The organism is Chryseobacterium sp. CH25, assembly GCF_004119455.1.
Lineage (GTDB): Bacteria > Bacteroidota > Bacteroidia > Flavobacteriales > Weeksellaceae > Chryseobacterium.
This window is the reverse complement of sequence record NZ_NRQT01000009.1, coordinates 139,921-158,180: the sequence shown is the minus strand read 5'-3', so window position 1 is coordinate 158,180 and position 18,260 is coordinate 139,921. Positions and strand designations below refer to the sequence as shown.

18 protein-coding genes are annotated in these 18,260 nt (G+C 35.9%); 10 read left to right on the top strand and 8 right to left on the bottom strand.

Going from position 1 to position 18,260, the window contains the following annotated elements:
- Nucleotides 1-18: 18 nt before the first annotated feature.
- The 3 genes from typA to BOQ64_RS18625 form a co-directional block, all read right to left on the bottom strand.
- Nucleotides 19-1,824, bottom strand: a complete 1,806-nt coding sequence (typA, locus tag BOQ64_RS18635; RefSeq protein ID WP_129057237.1) for a translational GTPase TypA — start codon at nucleotides 1,822-1,824, stop codon at nucleotides 19-21.
- A gap of 134 nt (nucleotides 1,825-1,958) precedes the next feature.
- Nucleotides 1,959-2,147, bottom strand: a complete 189-nt coding sequence (locus BOQ64_RS18630; RefSeq protein ID WP_129057236.1) for a hypothetical protein — start codon at nucleotides 2,145-2,147, stop codon at nucleotides 1,959-1,961.
- Nucleotides 2,148-2,249: 102 nt separating this feature from the next.
- Nucleotides 2,250-2,501 carry a DUF1294 domain-containing protein gene (locus tag BOQ64_RS18625; protein ID WP_129057235.1) on the bottom strand — a complete coding sequence of 84 codons (252 nt, stop codon included), beginning with the start codon at nucleotides 2,499-2,501 and terminating at the stop codon, nucleotides 2,250-2,252.
- Nucleotides 2,502-2,641: 140 nt separating this feature from the next.
- On the opposite strand from BOQ64_RS18625, the gene BOQ64_RS18620 reads away from it, so the two are divergent.
- Entirely contained in the window at nucleotides 2,642-2,998 is a 357-nt protein-coding gene (locus tag BOQ64_RS18620) for a hypothetical protein (protein WP_129057234.1), read from the top strand.
- A gap of 113 nt (nucleotides 2,999-3,111) precedes the next feature.
- Here BOQ64_RS18620 and BOQ64_RS18615 read toward each other — a convergent pair whose 3' ends face one another.
- Nucleotides 3,112-3,789 carry a YceI family protein gene (locus BOQ64_RS18615; RefSeq protein WP_129057233.1) on the bottom strand — a complete coding sequence of 226 codons (678 nt, stop codon included), beginning with the start codon at nucleotides 3,787-3,789 and terminating at the stop codon, nucleotides 3,112-3,114.
- A 297-nt stretch (nucleotides 3,790-4,086) separates the two neighbouring features.
- On the opposite strand from BOQ64_RS18615, the gene BOQ64_RS18610 reads away from it, so the two are divergent.
- The 5 genes from BOQ64_RS18610 to BOQ64_RS18595 all read left to right on the top strand — a co-directional run bounded on the left by BOQ64_RS18610 (nucleotide 4,087) and on the right by BOQ64_RS18595 (nucleotide 8,435).
- Nucleotides 4,087-4,245, top strand: a complete 159-nt coding sequence (locus BOQ64_RS18610) for a bacteriocin-like protein (RefSeq protein WP_129057232.1) — start codon at nucleotides 4,087-4,089, stop codon at nucleotides 4,243-4,245.
- Nucleotides 4,246-4,422: 177 nt separating this feature from the next.
- Nucleotides 4,423-4,584 (top strand): bacteriocin-like protein, encoded by a 162-nt coding sequence (locus BOQ64_RS23215; RefSeq protein WP_164975847.1) that lies wholly within the window; start codon nucleotides 4,423-4,425, stop codon nucleotides 4,582-4,584.
- A 96-nt stretch (nucleotides 4,585-4,680) separates the two neighbouring features.
- Nucleotides 4,681-5,346, top strand: coding sequence for an O-methyltransferase (locus BOQ64_RS18605; protein WP_129057231.1), 666 nt, complete (start codon nucleotides 4,681-4,683; stop codon nucleotides 5,344-5,346).
- Nucleotides 5,347-5,449: 103 nt separating this feature from the next.
- Nucleotides 5,450-7,573, top strand: a complete 2,124-nt coding sequence (locus BOQ64_RS18600) for a Tex family protein (protein WP_129057230.1) — start codon at nucleotides 5,450-5,452, stop codon at nucleotides 7,571-7,573.
- 229 nt (nucleotides 7,574-7,802) lie between these two features.
- Nucleotides 7,803-8,435: an HAD family hydrolase gene (locus tag BOQ64_RS18595; protein ID WP_129057229.1), complete on the top strand. Its 633-nt coding sequence runs from the start codon at nucleotides 7,803-7,805 to the stop codon at nucleotides 8,433-8,435.
- Between the two features lie 135 nt (nucleotides 8,436-8,570).
- Here BOQ64_RS18595 and BOQ64_RS18590 read toward each other — a convergent pair whose 3' ends face one another.
- Together BOQ64_RS18590 and BOQ64_RS18585 are read right to left on the bottom strand one after the other, a co-directional pair.
- Nucleotides 8,571-10,142, bottom strand: a complete 1,572-nt coding sequence (locus BOQ64_RS18590) for a M20/M25/M40 family metallo-hydrolase (protein WP_129057228.1) — start codon at nucleotides 10,140-10,142, stop codon at nucleotides 8,571-8,573.
- A 353-nt stretch (nucleotides 10,143-10,495) separates the two neighbouring features.
- The gene (locus tag BOQ64_RS18585) at nucleotides 10,496-10,672 is read right to left on the bottom strand and encodes a histone H1 (RefSeq protein ID WP_027381692.1); all 177 of its coding nucleotides are present in this window, start codon (nucleotides 10,670-10,672) and stop codon (nucleotides 10,496-10,498) included.
- Nucleotides 10,673-11,015: 343 nt separating this feature from the next.
- On the opposite strand from BOQ64_RS18585, the gene BOQ64_RS18580 reads away from it, so the two are divergent.
- Nucleotides 11,016-12,476 carry a M1 family aminopeptidase gene (locus BOQ64_RS18580; RefSeq protein WP_228448467.1) on the top strand — a complete coding sequence of 487 codons (1,461 nt, stop codon included), beginning with the start codon at nucleotides 11,016-11,018 and terminating at the stop codon, nucleotides 12,474-12,476.
- A 56-nt stretch (nucleotides 12,477-12,532) separates the two neighbouring features.
- On the opposite strand, the gene BOQ64_RS18575 is transcribed toward BOQ64_RS18580, so the two are convergent.
- A complete protein-coding gene (locus BOQ64_RS18575; protein ID WP_129057226.1) occupies nucleotides 12,533-13,945 on the bottom strand; it encodes a PLP-dependent aminotransferase family protein in 1,413 nt (470 codons plus the stop codon).
- Between the two features lie 116 nt (nucleotides 13,946-14,061).
- On the opposite strand from BOQ64_RS18575, the gene BOQ64_RS18570 reads away from it, so the two are divergent.
- The 3 genes from BOQ64_RS18570 to BOQ64_RS18560 all read left to right on the top strand — a co-directional run bounded on the left by BOQ64_RS18570 (nucleotide 14,062) and on the right by BOQ64_RS18560 (nucleotide 16,875).
- The gene (locus tag BOQ64_RS18570; protein ID WP_129057225.1) at nucleotides 14,062-14,574 is read left to right on the top strand and encodes a hypothetical protein; all 513 of its coding nucleotides are present in this window, start codon (nucleotides 14,062-14,064) and stop codon (nucleotides 14,572-14,574) included.
- A 94-nt stretch (nucleotides 14,575-14,668) separates the two neighbouring features.
- Nucleotides 14,669-15,580 (top strand): helix-turn-helix domain-containing protein, encoded by a 912-nt coding sequence (locus BOQ64_RS18565; RefSeq protein ID WP_129057224.1) that lies wholly within the window; start codon nucleotides 14,669-14,671, stop codon nucleotides 15,578-15,580.
- Between the two features lie 89 nt (nucleotides 15,581-15,669).
- Nucleotides 15,670-16,875: an MFS transporter gene (locus BOQ64_RS18560; RefSeq protein WP_129057223.1), complete on the top strand. Its 1,206-nt coding sequence runs from the start codon at nucleotides 15,670-15,672 to the stop codon at nucleotides 16,873-16,875.
- 112 nt (nucleotides 16,876-16,987) lie between these two features.
- Here the strand turns inward: BOQ64_RS18560 and BOQ64_RS18555 are convergent, their stop codons facing one another.
- Entirely contained in the window at nucleotides 16,988-18,109 is a 1,122-nt protein-coding gene (locus BOQ64_RS18555) for a lactonase family protein (protein WP_228448466.1), read from the bottom strand.
- Between the last annotated feature and the right edge of the window lie 151 nt (nucleotides 18,110-18,260).

Sequence of the window (18,260 nt, the reverse complement as noted above, 5' to 3'; positions counted from 1 at the left end):
ATTATAAATCAGAGCTTATTAAGCTTTCGCTGATCTTTCAACTCTTTTTCTTTCTTCTTCTGAAAGGATTTTCTTTCTCATTCTGATGAAGTTTGGAGTTACCTCGATCGCTTCGTCAGCCTGGATATATTCCATACATTCTTCAAGAGAGAATAAAATTTTCGGTGCAACACCTGTATCTTTATCTTTTCCGGAAGCTCTCATGTTGTTCAGCTGTTTTGCTTCTACGATGTTTACCACAAGATCTCCAGGTTTGTTTTGCTCTCCAATAATCATCCCTGTGTAGATTTCCTCACCTGGATCAACGAAGAACTTACCTCTATCCTGTAGTTTAGCGATAGAATATTCAGTAGCTGGACCTGTAGTTTTGCTGATCAATACTCCATTGTTTCTTCCTGGAATAGCTCCTTTGAAAGGCTTATATTCTGTGAAACGGTGAGCCATAATAGCTTCCCCTGCAGTAGCTGTAAGCATTTGAGAACGTAATCCGATCAAACCTCTTGAAGGAATCTCGAATTCCATGTGCTGCATTTCACCTTTAGTTTCCATAATGTGAAGGTCACCTTTTCTCTGAGTAGCTAAGTCGATAACTCTTGAAGCATATTCTTCAGGAACGTCAACTACTAAAGATTCGTAAGGCTCACAGCTCACTCCGTCAATTTCTCTTAGGATAACCTGTGGCTGACCGATTGTCATTTCATATCCTTCTCTTCTCATTGTTTCAATTAAAACAGATAAGTGAAGAATACCTCTACCGAATACTAAGAAAGTGTTAGCATCATCAGTCTGCTGAACTCTTAATGCTAAGTTTTTCTCTAATTCTTTAGTTAATCTTTCTTTAAGGTGGTTAGAAGTAACATATTTACCGTCTTTACCGAAGAAAGGTGAATTGTTGATAGAGAACGTCATGTTCAATGTAGGCTCATCAATTGCAGTTCTTTCCAATGGTTCTGGATTTTCAAGATCTACGAAAGAGTCACCGATCTGGAATGAATCGAAACCTACTACAGCACAGATATCTCCAGCTTGTACTTCAGTTACTTTTTTCTTCCCTAGTCCTTCAAAAACGTAAAGTTCTTTTACTTTACCTTTCAAAACTTTACCATCTGCCTGAGCAAGACCAATCCATTGAGATTCTTTGATCTCTCCTCTTGTTACTTTTCCGATAGCAATTCTTCCTAAGAAAGAAGAGAAATCTAAAGAAGTAATCTGCATCTGAAGGTTACCTTCAGTTACTTTTGGAGCTGGTACGTGCTCTAAGATACCATCTAGTAATGGTAAAATATCTTCAGTTTGTTCTAATGAAGTGTTGAACCAACCTTGTTTAGAAGACCCGTAGAATGTTGGGAAATCTAATTGCTCTTCAGTTGCTTCAAGGTTGAAGAATAAATCAAATACCTGATCGTGAACTTCGTCCGGACGGCAGTTTGGTTTATCTACTTTATTGATAACCACTAATGGTCTCAATCCTAATTCTAAAGCTTTCTGAAGTACGAATCTTGTTTGTGGCATTGGTCCTTCGAACGCATCCACCAACAGGATAACTCCGTCAGCCATTTTTAATACTCTCTCTACTTCTCCACCGAAATCCGCGTGACCAGGAGTATCAATTACGTTAATTTTAGTGTCTTTATAAGTAACAGAAATATTCTTGGATAAGATGGTGATCCCTCTTTCTCTTTCAAGATCATTGTTATCCATAATTAATTCCCCACTCTCCTGATTTTCTCTGAAAATGTTGGTTGCGTGGATGATCTTGTCAACCAAAGTCGTCTTCCCGTGGTCAACGTGTGCGATAATCGCAATATTTCTAATGTTTTGCATATAGGATTTTTACGAGTGCAAAAATAGTGATTTTTAATGAAAAACAATTTTATTAGATAAATAATTAATATTCTGTTTAAAATACACGTTTACAGAGGCATAAAAAAGAGTGTCAGAAAACACTCTTGAATTGCTTATAGACATAAAGACGAATCACATGGATCAACTGCCGGTGCATCGCCACATATAATAGCAAAATCACCACAATTACTGGAATCTCCTGTAGCCCATCCCCATCTCACTGTACAAGTATCCGGATCCTTACATCTTACCATTCCTTTTGCAATTCCACCTGTAAGCATTTTCATTTCGCTTCTTCCCATTTTTTTAGATTTTTCATAGTTATAAAGTTTTTGATTGTTGAATGATAAATGTAAGAAAAAACTTAATTCAAAAAATACATTTTTCAAATTAAGTAATATCAATCAATGTCTTATCAAGCGGTATAACAATACAACATCAATTAAAACCACAATGAAAAATTTCACCAGGAAAGATTTTTTGGAAACTTTATGATGAAAAACAATCATTCCTGAAGCTGCACCTAGAATACCGATTAATGAAAGGCCTAAAAGAACGTTCTCGGAAATACGCCATTGATGTCTTTTGGCCTGCAGTTTATCAAATCCGAAAACACCAAAGGTAATAAGGTTTGCAATCAGCAGAAAAGGAATCATACTAAAATTAATTTGCTGCAAAAATAAAGCTTAGTTTCTATATTGGAAAGTTCTTTAATTCATCTTTAATTGTCACCAAAACATTTATAATATTTATCAGAATAAGATTTTTTAAATTTGCCACCCATAAAAATGAATCGATGACAGTACATGATTTAGCAGGAACCTATTCCATAAAAGGAAGCAATCAGGAAGAATCTGACCAGGCTTCTTATCAAGGGACATTAGTTTTATCCGTTGATGAAAATGCCCGCATTATTGCCCAATGGATTATTGGAGATCATATCCAGAACGGAACAGGATTTTATAAAGACCGTATTTTAGTACTGAACTTTAACTATAAAGGTGATGACAGCAAAATCTATAAAGGTGTTGCAGTATACCGTTGTCTGAGCCAGGATATTCTGGATGGATTCTGGTCTGAGAAACATGGCAACCCGCTCTATCTGGGAAGTGAGTACTGCGTACGTATTCAAAACTCATGGATTTTCAATTGATCCTAAATAATATATAAGCTGTAATAAGATCAACTAAAGGTTTTATCATATTTCTAAAATAAAAAAAGAGCTGTCTAAATTTAGACAGCTCTTGATATATAAAGTTTATTAACTTATTTTTTAGCTTTTACATCAATCGCAATTTCGATGTCTTTGCTAATCATCCATTCTGCAGGATCAGCTTCTGAAGTACCAAATTTAATTCCCCAATCTGCTCTGTTTACAGTAAATTTAGCCTGAATAGCCGCTGAATTTTCAGCTACGTCTACTTTAGCCGGGAAAGTAACATTCATTGTTTTTCCAGATAATGTAAGGTTTCCGCTTACTGTTTTATTAGCTCCTGCTACAGCATCTTTTGGTGCTTCTTTCAAATCAGCAACACTTGTAATTTTGAAATCTGAAGTAGGGTTTTTCGCTACATCAAAGAAATCAGGGTTTTTAAGGTGTGCCTCAAGATCTGCAGGTTTTTTATCTTTTTCTGTTACTGAAGCCGGATCTACTTTGATAGAGTTCATATCAATAACAAAGTTTCCTGCGGAAACCTGACCTCCGTCAACACTGATATCTCCAGACTTTACAGTAAGGGTTCCCCAACGAGGAGCCATACCTCCTTTATGGAAAGCTTTCCAGTTTACTACTGAACCTACTGTGTCTACTGCTAAAGTTTCACCTTTGCTTTCTGCTACGGTTTGCTCCTGAGCTGTTGCTGCAGTATCTGCAGATTTTCCTTTATCACATGATGCTAAAAGCAATCCTACTCCTACTAATGCAATTACACTAATTTTTTTCATATTATTGAACTGTTTAAAAAAGTTTGTTGTTTTCGGGTACAAAAATAGAAAAACCATATGGTCCCTCTCTTATCATACATCAAGAAATGTAATTTTTCTTACCAATGTTAGGAATGATAACATGGTAAGATACAAACGGGATTTGAATATTTATATTTTATCAGACCATCTTTAAATTATCTTTTTATACCTACATCTTTTTAAATTTTTCCCGTCAATTCGTTAAAAATACCTCTATATTAAATCCCCACATCAAGAATAATTTATATATTTAACGCTTACAAATAAAATTATACCATGAAAAATTTAAAGAAAATTTCAAAAAATCAGTTAAAACAAATAAATGGCGGTGTAAGAGCCTGCAGTCCCGGATATGTATACAGATGCCCATCAATAGATATCTGTTATCCTGAACATGGATTTGATAACTGCCCGTGTGGATGTTATCCTAAATAATTATACTTATTTATCCCTCAGTCTGAGGGATATTTTTTTCTCAACCCTTTCTCCTGAATTGTTTTCTTCTTACCCTTTTCATGCCTTTTGGGCAGGTTTTTATAAAAATTATTTTATGTTAAATCCCTAAACTAGGAATAATTTATATATTTACCCTTTACAAATTAAAATTATACCATGAAAAAATTAAAAAAAGTCACAAGAGAACATCTAAAATCTATTAAAGGCGGAATTGATTACTGCGCAGCCGGTTATTTATATACTTGTGATGACATGGCTATATGTGATGCAGAACTTGGTATCCCTTGCTCTTGCAGATGTATTCCATATGTACCATAAACAAGATCCCTCGGTTTGAGGGATTTTTTATTGCTTTTCGTACTTGTTGTACAATTCTTTTAAAGTTTTTATCTTCATTTCAATCAAATCAAAAATATGAATCAACAATTATTTGAAGAAGTAGATCAATATATCAGCAATCTGGTAGCCCCTGAAGATACAGTACTTCAGGAAACCATTCAATCTTTGGATGACGCTTCCATGCCTCAAATCAGTGTAACACCGGTGCAAGGGAAGTTTCTGCAACTGATGCTTCTTACCTGTAAGGCTAAACGTGTATTAGAATTAGGGACTTTAGGGGCTTACAGTACTATTTGGATGGCCAGAGCACTTCCTGCCGATGGTAAAGTGATTACCGTAGAATTTGATCCTCATCATGCCCATATTGCCAGCCAAAACATTGCAAAAGCAGGACTTTCTGATCAGATTGATTTAAGAATCGGTAAAGCAATGGACGTATTGAATGAACTCATTGCTTCAGGTGAAGAAGCTTTCGATTTTATTTTTATCGATGCAGATAAGCCTCCTTATGCCGAATATTTTGAACTGGCATTACAACTATCTCACCCAGGAACAATAATTATCTGTGATAATGTCATCCGTGAAGGACGGATTTTAGATGAAAATAGTAAAGATGAAAAAGTAAGAGGAGTTCAACGTTTTAATCAAATGCTGGCTGATCATCCAAAAGTTACTGCTACTATTATGCAAACCGTGGGAGCAAAAGAATATGATGGAATGGCAATAGCTATTGTCAATTAAATCTTAGCAATCCAATTTTAATTCAAAGGAAAAACTATTCAAGGCGGGGCAACTCGCCTTTTTTCGTTTTAAAACCCTATTTTAGCTTTCCGAAAACAGAACAATGACGACCGTAGAATTTATACAGAAACAGCTCGATATTTCTGAGAAGAGCATCAACAATACTTTACAATTATTAGCAGAAGACTGCACCATTCCTTTTATTTCCCGTTACCGGAAAGATAAAACCGGAAATCTGGATGAAGTTCAGATTGAACAGATCTCAAAGATCAGTAAACAGTTTGAAGAGATTATCAAAAGAAAAGAATCTATTTTAAAATCCATAGAAGAACAGAATTCTTTGACTCCTGAACTGAGACAAAGAATTGAAGATAGCTTTGATATTCAGGAACTGGAAGATTTATATCTGCCTTTTAAAAAACGTAAGAAGACCAAAGCTGATGCTGCAAAAGAAAAAGGGCTGGAACCTTTAGCTAAAATCATTATGAGCCAGAAAAATAATGAGGTTCAGTTTTTAGCGTCCAAATATCTGAATAATGAAGTTCCTTCTGAGGAAGCGGCTCTTCAGGGAGCCAGAGATATCATGGCTGAATGGATCAATGAGAACATGTATGTCCGTAAGAATCTTCGCCGTTTATTCCAACGTAAGGCTGTTGTTACTTCTAAAGTGGTGAAAGCTAAAAAGGATGAAGAGGATGCCCAAAAGTTCTCTCAATATTTTGAATGGGAAGAAAACCTCAGCAGAACTCCTTCTCACAGACTTTTGGCGATGCTGAGAGCAGAAGCAGAAGGTTTTGTGAAAACCAATGTGGGAATTGACAAGGAAGAAGCTGTTGACTTCATTGAAAAAGCGATTATTAAGTCTAATAATGAAAGTTCTGAACAAATTGCTTTAGCTATCAAAGACAGTTATAAACGACTTCTGGAACCAGCGATCTCCAACGAAGCCCTGCAGGAAGCCAAAGAAAAAGCTGATAAAAAAGCCATTGAAATTTTCTCTGAAAACCTGAGTCAGCTTCTTTTGGCACCTCCATTGGGAGAAAAAAGAATTCTGGCTATTGATCCGGGGTACAGAAGTGGCTGTAAAGTAGTTTGTTTAGATGAAAAAGGCGATCTTCTTCACAATGAAACCCTCTACCCTCACGCTCCACAGAATGAATCCGGAATGGCGATGAAAAAGATCCGTTCTATGGTGAACGCCTACAATATTGAAGCAATTTCTATCGGAAACGGAACAGCTAGTCGTGAAACTGAATTCTTTATCAAAAAGATTGCTTTTGACAAGCCTTTACAGGTTTTTGTGGTTTCGGAAGCGGGAGCCTCTGTGTATTCTGCCAGTAAAATTGCAAGGGATGAGTTTCCAAGCTATGATGTAACAGTTCGTGGTGCAGTATCTATCGGAAGAAGACTTTCTGATCCGTTGGCTGAACTGGTAAAAATTGATCCGAAGTCTATTGGTGTTGGCCAGTATCAGCATGATGTAGATCAGGCTCAATTGAAAAGCGAACTGGATTCCACCGTGATGAAATGTGTAAATTCCGTGGGAATCAATTTAAATACAGCCAGTAAGTCTTTATTAAGCTATGTTTCCGGAATTGGAGAGAAAATGGCTGAAAACATTGTGAATTACAGAGCAGAAAACGGAGCTTTTGAAGACAGAAAGCAACTTAAAAAAGTTCCGAGACTTGGAGAAAAAGCCTTCCAACAGGCGGCGGCGTTTGTTAGGATTTCCAATTCTAAAAATCCGCTGGATAATTCTGCTGTACATCCTGAAGCTTATGGAATTGTAGAAAAAATGGCAAAGGATTTAGGTATTAAAACGAATGAATTAATAGCCAATAAAGAAAAGATTGCTTTAATAAAGCCTGAAAATTATATCACGGGAGACATTGGAATTCTTGGAATCAAGGACATTGTAAAAGAGCTGGAAAAACCAGGACTGGATCCGAGAAAGGCAGCCAAAGTATTTGAATTTGATCCTAATGTAAAAAGCATTAGAGATCTGAAAGCAGGCATGATCCTACCGGGAATTGTGAACAATATTACAGCTTTCGGATGTTTTGTAGATCTTGGAATCAAAGAAAGCGGACTGGTTCATATTTCGCAGCTTAAAGATGGATTTGTATCGGATGTAAATGAAGTGGTAAAACTGCATCAGCATGTGAGAGTAAAGGTAACGGAAGTGGATGAGGCGAGAAAAAGAGTGCAGCTGAGTATGATTTTATAAGGATCAACCACGTATAATTTTACACAGTTGTCATTCCAATGAAGGAGGAATCTCATTTCTAGCTATTAAGATCTTTTTAAGGTTTTAAAAATATTAAGCTGAGCTTTGCTTTAAGCCGTTTTTACTTTTTTACTTAATGAAACTTAATATCAAAACTCCTCTTAATGGTTAAATAATTGCTTGATAAAATTTTAAAAAGTCATTATTCATTAATTAAACAGAAAACACGTTGAAATATAAAAATCTAATTTTCGACCTAGATGGAACCTTATGGGATTCCAGAGCAACGATCATCAAAATATGGAATGATGTTTTAAATAAACATCAATTGATACAACAGGAACTGAAACCTGAAGATATGAACCAATATATGGGTTTACTGGCTCATGATATTCTGAAGGATATGCTTCCCGGAGTGTCGGACCAACAGATTCAGGAGCTTCTTTCTGAAGTTGTAGCCCGGGAAAATGAGGTGTTAGGGATACAAGGTGGTATTCTTTATCCCGGTGTTGAAGAAGCTTTGAAAAGCCTTGCCAATACTCACAATCTTTTTATTGTAAGCAATTGTCAGGACGGCTATATTGAGTCTTTTTTAGAATATTACCAGTTCAATAGCCTCTTTGCAGATTTTGAATCTCATGGACGGACTCAGAAGCCTAAATCGGAAAACATAAAACTCCTTATGGAAAGAAATGGTTTGTCCACCGAAGATTCTGTATATGTTGGGGACACACAGACTGATTATGATTCTGCCACATCCAATAATTTACCGTTTATTTTCTGTGAATATGGTTTCGGAAAGCTCTCCAAGAAGCATGAAACTCAAATCGCAGTATTCTCTGATTTAGAAAAGTATATTTAGATAAAATCCGGCGAACAAAATTGTTCGCCGGATTTATTTTTATATTTCTAAGTAAAATTTATAAAAGAATCTATTTGCTATAAAAAAGGCTGCCTTTTCGGGCAACCTTTTAAAATTCTATTTAGTAATAAAATCTTATTTATAGTCTTTAGAACTTCTTTTAGGCTCTTTTAATTCCGGCCATTGTACAGTATTTCCTTTATCATCTTTAGGCATTACTCTTTTTTCTCTGTTCGTGAATTCAGGATCCTCAGAAGCCATATAAGCCAATGCTGCTGTTAAGATTACATTATTCTTTACCTCATCAAAAACAATTTTATCATACGTATCTTTTGTTGTATGCCAAGTGTAACCGAAATACCCCCAGTTCAAAGAACCTAACGAAAATCCAGGTACTCCCGCTGCCACAAATGAAGCATGGTCTGAACCACCACCGCCAGGCATTCCAGGGAAATCTGTCTTAATGTGACTTCTTACCGCTTTTGGAACACCATCCAGCCATTTTCCGATATAGTCATACGCTTTTACAAACCCCTGACCACTGATATTGACAACACGTCCGGTACCATTATCCTGATTGAATGCAGCCTGTGTTCCTTTTATAATTTGAGGATTATCTGCCACAAAACCTCTTGAACCGTTCAATCCCTGTTCTTCACTTCCCCAAAGCCCAATAACGATTGTTCTTTTATTGTTAGGATAGTATTTTTTAAGAATTCTCATGGTTTCAAGCATTGTAAGTGTACCTGTTCCATTATCTGTAGCTCCCTGAGCTCCATCCCATGAATCAAGGTGAGCAGAAAGAATAACGTACTCATCTGGCTTTTCCTTCCCTTTAATCATCCCAATTGTATTAAAGCTTTTTGCTTCAGGAAGTATTTTAGACTGAGCCTCAATCTTAATCTTAGGTTGTGCGCCTTTTTCGGCCATTCTGTAAAGCATTCCATAATCTTCCACATCAATGTCTATCATTGGAATTTTGGACGTTTTTGCTCCGAAGATTCTGTTTGCTCCCATAATTCCGGTCCAGTTTGAAATGGCAATTCCAGCTGCTCCTGCATTTTCCAGAGCTTCAGGAAGAGTATTATTGTCATACCCAATATTCTTTACATACGCTGTAAAATCTTTGGTTGCCTGTTCTTTTTCTGCTTTCAGTTTTTCATACAGTTCCGGAGTGGCAAACTCCTTGATTTGTTCATCAGAACGTCCAATTTTCTGATATTGAGCCATCAGCACAATCTTTCCTTTTACAGAAGGAAGCCATTTATCAAATTCAGCCTTGGATGATACTTTTGGAAGAACAATTACTTCTGTTTCTACTGCTTTTTTGGTAGCCGGGCTCCATGCCAGCTGAGTAGCTGATAAAGATTTCACTCTTGGAAATACCATATCAACGTGAGTAGTTCCTCTCTGCCACCCTTTCCATGTTCCGAACTGCTGAAGATTAGCTTCAACTCCCCATGAGCGAAGTTTCTCTGCACTCCATTCATTAGCAGCAAGCATCTCCGGAGTTCCCACAAGACGCGGTCCTATCCCATCCAAAAGTTCATAAGCCATTCCTTCAAGCTGGGAATTGTTATTTACCTCATCTACAAAACTTTTTATAATTGGGTGAAGGTTCTCTTTCGGGTCTACCTTTACCTGAGCCCATGAAAATTGGGCAGCCAACATGACAGCCGGTACTGCAAAAAATCTATTTATCCTCATAATGTATATTGATTGCATTAAAGATAAAGGAAATTATGGAGATGATAAAGAAATTAAAGTAAAAAAGTCTTTAATCATCAGTATTTAAGTCCATTTTTGAAAAAAAATGAAATTATTATTACAATCCGTTAATTTACTGAGATAACATTCTCTTTATACCTTAATCAGAAATCCGGCAATTTTTTGTCAACAAAAGCCTGCTCTTCCTTTGTAAGTAAGAATCTATTACCTGAATCTTTTGGGCCGAAAAAAATTAAAAAGCAGAATATTTTGAGACAGCTTCCTGAAGCCATTTATGGCAGGTTACATATGGGCATAAAAAAACCGGCTACAAAAGCCGGCTAAAGGTTGAATTACTTCTTAGATTCTTCTACAGAAACTTTTCTGAAATCCTTGAACAATTTGCTTAGTTCTAAAGCTGCTTTACGAGCTCTTGTACCAGCTGCCTTGTTTCCTTTTTCCGCTTGTTGGTTTGCCTCAGTAGTGAACGCTTCAAATTCTGCGTTGATTTTTTCAATTAGTTCTTTCATTATATTTAAAAATTTAGGCTGCAAATATAGGTTTTATGGTGATTCCAGCCTAGTAGCAAAGAAAAAAGTTTGGGCAAAATCACTGTTTTTATAACATATTTCTATCCTTGAACCGATTTTTATCGATTTTCAGCCTTCAATTTTGATAAAAAACCTGCTATAATCATTAGTAGGCTAAATTTTGCAAGCATTTTTATCTTTCTTTTTTCTTTCAAATTTATATTGTATTGACAGCAAGCTCTGAAAGCTTTCAAATTTCTATTTCTAAAACAGATCATGAATCACGATTATTATCTTACATTTGGAAAAAACAACTTAATCCATGTTCAAAAAATTACTTTTTATGGTACTTCTGTTACCATTTATTGCTTATTCTCAAAACAAGGTCAGTTATAAAGTATATTATGATGAAGATCTTGCAAAGAATGGCTTAAAAGTACAGGTAGATTATACATTGAGAAAGGCTACAGATACTTTATCTTTCTATTATGCCAATGAGAACTGGGGAGAGCATGATCTTTTTAGAAATCTCGTGCTATTAAAAAACGAAAACCCTGATATTAAATTTGAAATAAAGCCGGAAAGCAACAAAATAAAAATCCATCAGAAAAAAGGAACAAGATTCTCCCTGGTTTACCATATTAAACAGGATTTTACTGATCCTAATTATAAAATCTTCAACCGACCTAGAGTTAACAACACCTTCTTTCATATTTTGGGAAAGAATCTTTTCATGGTTCCGTTCCTGTTTACAAAAATGCCGGATGAGCAGGAGTTTGAATTCTCTGTTGAATGGTTGAACTTTCCTGAAAATTTCAAACTCCATAATAATTTTGCGACCCAGACATATAAACAGAAAATCAAGACCATCCTTTGGGAGGGCTTTTATAATTCTCTTTTTATTGGTGGAGATTACAGATTTTATTCTTTTACAATCAATAATAAACCTGTCTATTTTGCTTTGAGAGATGAATGGAATAATGGCCTCACTGATGATTTTTTATTTTCTAATCTGAAGAAAGCTGTTCAGTCTCAAAGAGATTTCTGGAAAGATTATGACCAGGATTATTTTACCATTACAATGACTCCTACTGTTTCTCAAAAAGACAGCTTATATAAAGGCTACAGCACGACAGGATCTGCCATTAAAAATGCATTTATAATCCAGGGAACCAATAATCCTTTTAATAACAAGAGTTCTTATCTGTATCTCTTTCATCATGAATTAATGCATGGGTGGATTGGAAATGTCATTCAAAATAAACATGAAGAACTGAACTATTGGTTCAGCGAAGGTTTTACGGATTATTATACTTACAAAAACAGAGTAAGAATAAAGGACATCTCAATGGATGAGTGGCAAAAACTGATTAACACTGAAGTTATTAAAGCTTATTGGAAAAATCCTGAGAAAAATATTCCTAATTATAAAATAAAGGATAACTTCTGGAAAAGCAGAAATGTAGAGAAAGTTCCTTACAGACGTGGAGCTATTTTTGCATTCTGGCTTGATAATCAAATTATGCTGAAAACCCGTTATAAAAAATCATTGGATGATTTGATGCGGGAATTATTGCAAACCTGTAAAGAGAAGAAGATAAAATTTACAGACGAACTTTTCCTTGAGCTTATTCAAAAGTATCTGGATCAGGACGTTTCTTATTTTTTCCAGAAACATATTCTAAATGGTGAAGATATTAATCTATCTGAGGAAAAATGGATAGAAGGATTTTCTTTCCGGATTATTGATGGAATCCCTCAATTGGAAATTGATAAAACTAAAAACATTAAATATCCTGAGTGAATACACTGGAATAGGCCACCTTATTAATTAACTTATAGATTGTCTTTTAAACTGTACTATAAAATAAACTCATGAGCCTTCGCTCCTGTCTCTTTTAATAAATGAAGACTTTCAGGAGTTATTCTTTCTGCAAAAACAACCCGAAAATGATGACTATATTTATCTGTTAAGGAAAACGTATCTCCCGGAGTGAATAAAACTTTATGTTTTTCACAATACTTATGAAATTTTTCCATATCCATAGCTTCTGGCATCTGCGCCCAAATACTATAGCCACCCTGAGGTTTATGAAAATAGGAACCCTGAGGAAAGCTTTTCCTTAAAACATCCAGCAACTGGTTAGCCTGTCGATTTAATTCTTTTCGGAATGACCGCAAATGTCTTTCATAGCTATTCCCCTGCAAAAGTCTCAGTATTAATTCCTGATAAAGCGGAGATACCGATCTGCCCAGTGCAAACTTTGTTCTTTCTGCCTTTGCAAACAATGATCCGGCATACAGCCACCCTAAACGAATTCCGGGAGCCAGGGTCTTAGAGAATGAGGAGTACATCATGACCACTCCTTTTTTATCAAAACTTTTAATGCTTGAAGGTCTTTTCTCTTCAAAATAGAGATCAGAATACATATCATTTTCGATAATACATACCTGATGATCTTCTGCAACTTCCAATACCTGTTTTTTTGTTCTATCACTCATCATGATTCCGGTCGGATTATGAAAATTCGGGGTAACAATAAGAGCACGGATATTATTTTCAGCACATACTTTTCGGAAATACTCCGTATCAAAACCAGTTCTGTAATGAACAGGAATCTCAATAACTTTCAGTCCAAGATTTCCAATAACTTCCAATATAGAAAATACACAGGGACTATCCACTGCAATAACATCACCAGCTTTTGTAACAGAGCTTAATGCAATAGTTAATGCCTGCAGAGCACCATCCGTAATAATCAGTTCATCAGGATTAAACCTGCAGCCATATATTCCCATTTGCTTTGCAATCTGTTTTCTCAGTGTCTCAAGCCCGTTGGATGGATAGTACCTCAGCAGAGCAGCTCCCTTTTCCCGGATGACTTCCTGCATGGTTCTTAAAATCAGCTTTTGTGGAATCAAAAGGTCTCCGGGCACAGCTGTATTGAAGGAACTGGATTCTGAAATTCTTTTAGAGGTTAAAAGGATATTCTTCATAAATTCTTCATCCCGAACAACTGGTGGCAGTTCCGTTTTCGCTTTTGGAATATTCTCTTCTCTTTGCTCAGCAACAAAATAACCTGAACGCGGGCTGCTTTCAACAATGCCTTTGATCATCAGATATTCAAATCCGCTCTGTACCGAGCTTATACTCAGATGATATCTTTTCTTTATTTCACGGATAGACGGCAACTTGTCACCACTCTGCAAAATCCCGCTGTGGATCTGTTCTTCAATAATTGCTGTAAAAATTTCGTATCTGTAAGTTTTCATCGGTTTACCTCAATCTGTACTGAACAAATTTACAAAATTAGAATCTGTACCGGTTATATTTTAATGAACTGTATCCTTTATGAATAGATTAAACTCATAATTTTGAAGAAAAAAGAATGGAAATCATTTCAAAATTCACCATAGGTTCAGATGAGGGCGTTGATGATCTTTTTACAGTAATTAAATCTTCTGTAAAAACTATGTATAAGGAACTTGTTTCAGAGGAAGAGATTACACAATATATAGAAAACTGGGACCCGAGGAAAATGATTAATGAACTGAATAACCTGTCTAATCAGCTTATTGTTACCTATGCAGGCCAAAAACCTGTTGGGTATGGCATTGTAAAAAGTGGCTCCGGATATCCCGGTTCACTGGAAGGGAAAAGATTCACAGAGCTTAACTTTGTTATTCTTAAGGAATACGACACTCCTGAAACCCGCAGTTCCTTATGGAAAAAATGTAAGACTGCTGCCTCGTTCACAGACATCATATGGACAAATATTCTTACAGAGGATCCTTTATTAGAATTCCTGAAAGAAACTGGTTTTGTGATTAAAGAAAATTCAAAAACAACTCCTTTTCAACTTCCGTCTTATATTGTAGAGATGCAGGTCAGTAAGAATTAATAAGATCTTCAATCAATATCAATCATAAAAACTATGGCAGGCAAATCTTAGAGTCCAAAGATTTGCCTATCTTGATTTTTATAATTCTGGAACAATGAGCGATCAACTGGAAACCATCAAAGATTACTACAAACGCACGCGCAGAAATATTCTCAAAATATCTGATGCAGATCTTGAAACGGGGAAAACCCACTTCAATATCATCCCGCGAAAATATTGCAGTTTTAAAAGTCCTTATAACCGACGTGATTATTACAAAATCTGTTTTATCATAGGAAAAGGAACGGCTCATTACGGATCTCACACCACGTATGTTGACCGTCCTGTACTCTTCTTGCCATCACCCAATATTCCTTATACATGGGAATGTGAGGATGATTTCCAGGAAGGTTTTTCATGTCTGTTCAATCAGGAGTTTTTTAATGTAAATTCAGAATTCAATCTGTTTAAAAAGACTTCATTATTTAAAGAGTGGAGTAAGCCGTTTATCTTTCTGGATGAGGAACAGATTCAACTGGCAACCATGTATTTTGAGCAGATGTACAAGCTGAATCATTCCACTTACCCTTTCCGTTGCAGCGGTATTAAAAGTAATCTTGCCTCTGTTTTACATCTTGCTCTTCAAAATCGTGTTGAGGATGTAAGTCTTAATGAACTTCCTGCCAATGTACGTCTTTACAGACTATTTGATGAGCTTCTGAACAAACAGTTCCCACTGGATTCTCCTGCTTATCCTTTAGCTTTAAAAACAGCTTCTGATTTTGCAGACCATCTGAATGTACACGTTAACCATCTGAATTCATCAGTAAAATCCGTTACAAACCTTACTACCACACACATTATTAAGGAAAAAATATTTGAGGAATCTAAAAATTTACTGAAATATACAAATTGGGACATTGCCCAGGTTGGCTACACTCTTGGCTTTGAGCAACCTTCCCACTTTAATAATTTCTTTAAAAAGCATGCTGAGACTTCTCCATTGAAGTTTAAGAATTCTTTCTAAATATTTGAATTTTGTAATTTTTGCTTTGTCTTTTAAAACTCAATTTTCTATTCTTGAAGTATTTTTGCATAGTAAAAAAATGAATGAATATGTTGAGAGAAGCATCTGAAAAACGTATCAGATTAATAACCATCATGGCCTTTGTGTCTATCCCTCTTTCGGGGTTTGTCACTGATATTTACCTGCCATCCTTCCCTTCTATGGCTAAGGAAATGATGGTTTCGGAAAAAGATATACAGATTACTTTAACGTCTTACCTGCTGAGTTATGGAATTTCTCAGCTGTTTGTGGGTGGAATCCTGGACAGCATTGGTCGTTACCGTCCTAAGTTGGTTGCTTTATTGGTTTTGATACTGAGTAGTCTTTTCATTACCATGACCAATAGTATTTTATTAATATGTCTGCTCCGCATTCTGCAGGGAATTGCCGTTTCAGTACTGGTTGTGGCTACCCGCGCCATCTTTGTAGATATTTATGATGCCGAAAGGGTAAAACACTACCTCAGTTATTTTACCATTGCATGGTCCTGCGGTCCTATCCTGGCTCCTTTTCTTGGCGGTTATCTTGAAAAGCTTTTTAACTGGCACGCTAACTTTTATTTTCTTGCCTTTTATGCAGGGTTTTTATTTTTGTTTGAATGGTTCTTCAGTGGAGAAAGCCTTCCGCAGAAAAAGAAACTGGATCTCTCAGAGAACATCAGCCTGTACTCTATGATGCTTAAAAATAAGATTTTCATGTTAGGAATCATCATTCTCGGATTGAGTTATTCTATTGTAATGCTTTTCAATATCACCGGACCTTTCATTATTGAAAACACCTTCCACTTTACTCCTGTAGTGATTGGATACTGTACGCTGATTTTAGGTTTTTCATGGATGATTGGTGGGTTTATAGGAAAACGCAGACTTGGGCTGGATTTTAAATCAAGAATTTTACTGCCTATTATCCTTCAATTAATACTGATTGCCGGATTAATCACCACCAGTTACTTTGCAGAAAGTCTCTATATTATGATTCCTTTTGCCTTTTTCATTCATATCTGTTCAGGAGTACTGTTTACTTCGTTCTTTACAACGAGTATGTTGTATTTTCCTAAAAACGCAGGAACAGCCGGCGGATTGATGGGTGGGCTGGTATATGTAATCACTTCAGTTACGAGTTTTATTATTTCCGTAAGTGGAACTGTGGCAGAACAAAAAGACCTTTCCTGGCGATACCTGATTATAGCAATTCTATTATTTGTAGTAATCCTTATTATGCATCAGGCCGTTAAAAAAGAAAAAGCAGAGAATTGATCTCTGCTTTTTTTTATTTATCTTTCTTGTTGTAACGCAAGGGCCACAAAGCTTTAATAACAAAAAACTTATAAAAGATCGAGGATATTTTACTCGGTGTTCATATCAGGCATTAATATTTTCTGATCTGCACGGTGGAAACTCCATCTAGCTTCACTTCTCTACCTACTTTTCTTAGCAATCCTGTTTCCGCGTTTCGTTTAAAAACAACAGCGGTTCCGCTTACCGGATGAGCTACAATTAAAAACTTTCCGGAGCTGTCTATCGTAAAAGTTCTTGGATGCTTTCCTTTTGTAGATTGATATCCTACAGTTTTCAAAGTCCCGTCATTTAAAATGGAAAATATGGCTATATTATTTTCACTACCTCGATTTGAAGCATACAGATAGCGCCCATCAGGAGAAATATGAACATCTGAGCTCTCAAAATCTCCTTTAAGCTCATCGGAATGGGTATTGATTCTCTGAATAGGCTTCAGTATTCCGCTATCATATTGATAAACACTTACAGCTCCGCCCATTTCTTCAATACAATAGGCAAATTTTCCATTGGGATGAAAGGTAAAATGTCTTGGTCCACTTCCTGGTGCAGTTGTTATAAAAGGTTTTTCAGCTTCTATTAATGGTTCTTTCTTATCAGTTTCAAATTTATATGCTCGAATTTTATCCGCTCCCAAGTCCGGTAAAAATACATAGTTAAAATCGGGAGAAAAAACAGTTGAGTGAATATGAGCATGATCCTGTCTATCGGGATTCACACTTCCTTCTGAAAACTGAAAGTTTTGAACTCCAGGTTCTATCATTCCGTTTTCTGAAATAGGATAAACAGAAACGCTTCCTTCTGTATAATTTCCGTTAACCAACCATTTTCCGTTTTTATGTGTAGTGAGATAAACCGGATTTTCTCCACCGCTTTTTTGGCTGTTGATGAAAGTAAGTGATCTTTTTTCTGGATTAAACCCGAAGCTGCTTACACTCCCGGCATTTTTCGTCTTACTTTCAGTACAGGCAAAAACATATTTACCATTCTGTGACAGGGTTAAAAATGATGGGTTCAGAACTCCTTTAACAGAAGTTACTTTCGAGAGATTTCCTTTGAGTGTGTCTAATTCGTAGACGTAGATTCCTTCGGTTTCTTTATCATGGTTAAATGAACCAAAAAATACATAGGTATGCTGCGCACATAATTTCAGGCCAGCTAAAATGACCAATATAGTGCTTAACGTTTTCTTCAATTTTTTTATTAGTTTTTTGAGTATTTTGAAAAGATAATAGCGAACTATAAATTTAGCCATTTTCCCAAAGTAAAATATTTAAATTCTGAAAATATTTTCAAATGCCCTTACAGCAAAGTATTTCACAACTTTATTGTATATCTCAAGTTGG

What these genes read in the sequence shown, in the direction of transcription:
- BOQ64_RS18580 (WP_228448467.1), top strand. Translation starts at nt 11,016, where the DNA reads ATGGTACTTCTGTTACCATTTATTGCTTATTCTCAAAACAAGGTCAGT.
- typA (WP_129057237.1), bottom strand. Translation starts at nt 1,824, where the DNA reads ATGCAAAACATTAGAAATATTGCGATTATCGCACACGTTGACCACGGG.
- BOQ64_RS18605 (WP_129057231.1), top strand. Translation starts at nt 4,681, where the DNA reads ATGAATCAACAATTATTTGAAGAAGTAGATCAATATATCAGCAATCTG.
- BOQ64_RS18560 (WP_129057223.1), top strand. Translation starts at nt 15,670, where the DNA reads ATGTTGAGAGAAGCATCTGAAAAACGTATCAGATTAATAACCATCATG.
- BOQ64_RS18575 (WP_129057226.1), bottom strand. Translation starts at nt 13,945, where the DNA reads ATGAAAACTTACAGATACGAAATTTTTACAGCAATTATTGAAGAACAG.
- BOQ64_RS18590 (WP_129057228.1), bottom strand. Translation starts at nt 10,142, where the DNA reads ATGAGGATAAATAGATTTTTTGCAGTACCGGCTGTCATGTTGGCTGCC.
- BOQ64_RS18570 (WP_129057225.1), top strand. Translation starts at nt 14,062, where the DNA reads ATGGAAATCATTTCAAAATTCACCATAGGTTCAGATGAGGGCGTTGAT.
- BOQ64_RS18630 (WP_129057236.1), bottom strand. Translation starts at nt 2,147, where the DNA reads ATGGGAAGAAGCGAAATGAAAATGCTTACAGGTGGAATTGCAAAAGGA.
- BOQ64_RS18565 (WP_129057224.1), top strand. Translation starts at nt 14,669, where the DNA reads ATGAGCGATCAACTGGAAACCATCAAAGATTACTACAAACGCACGCGC.
- BOQ64_RS18600 (WP_129057230.1), top strand. Translation starts at nt 5,450, where the DNA reads ATGACGACCGTAGAATTTATACAGAAACAGCTCGATATTTCTGAGAAG.
- BOQ64_RS18585 (WP_027381692.1), bottom strand. Translation starts at nt 10,672, where the DNA reads ATGAAAGAACTAATTGAAAAAATCAACGCAGAATTTGAAGCGTTCACT.
- BOQ64_RS23215 (WP_164975847.1), top strand. Translation starts at nt 4,423, where the DNA reads ATGAAAAAATTAAAAAAAGTCACAAGAGAACATCTAAAATCTATTAAA.
- BOQ64_RS18615 (WP_129057233.1), bottom strand. Translation starts at nt 3,789, where the DNA reads ATGAAAAAAATTAGTGTAATTGCATTAGTAGGAGTAGGATTGCTTTTA.
- BOQ64_RS18625 (WP_129057235.1), bottom strand. Translation starts at nt 2,501, where the DNA reads ATGATTCCTTTTCTGCTGATTGCAAACCTTATTACCTTTGGTGTTTTC.
- BOQ64_RS18610 (WP_129057232.1), top strand. Translation starts at nt 4,087, where the DNA reads ATGAAAAATTTAAAGAAAATTTCAAAAAATCAGTTAAAACAAATAAAT.
- BOQ64_RS18620 (WP_129057234.1), top strand. Translation starts at nt 2,642, where the DNA reads ATGACAGTACATGATTTAGCAGGAACCTATTCCATAAAAGGAAGCAAT.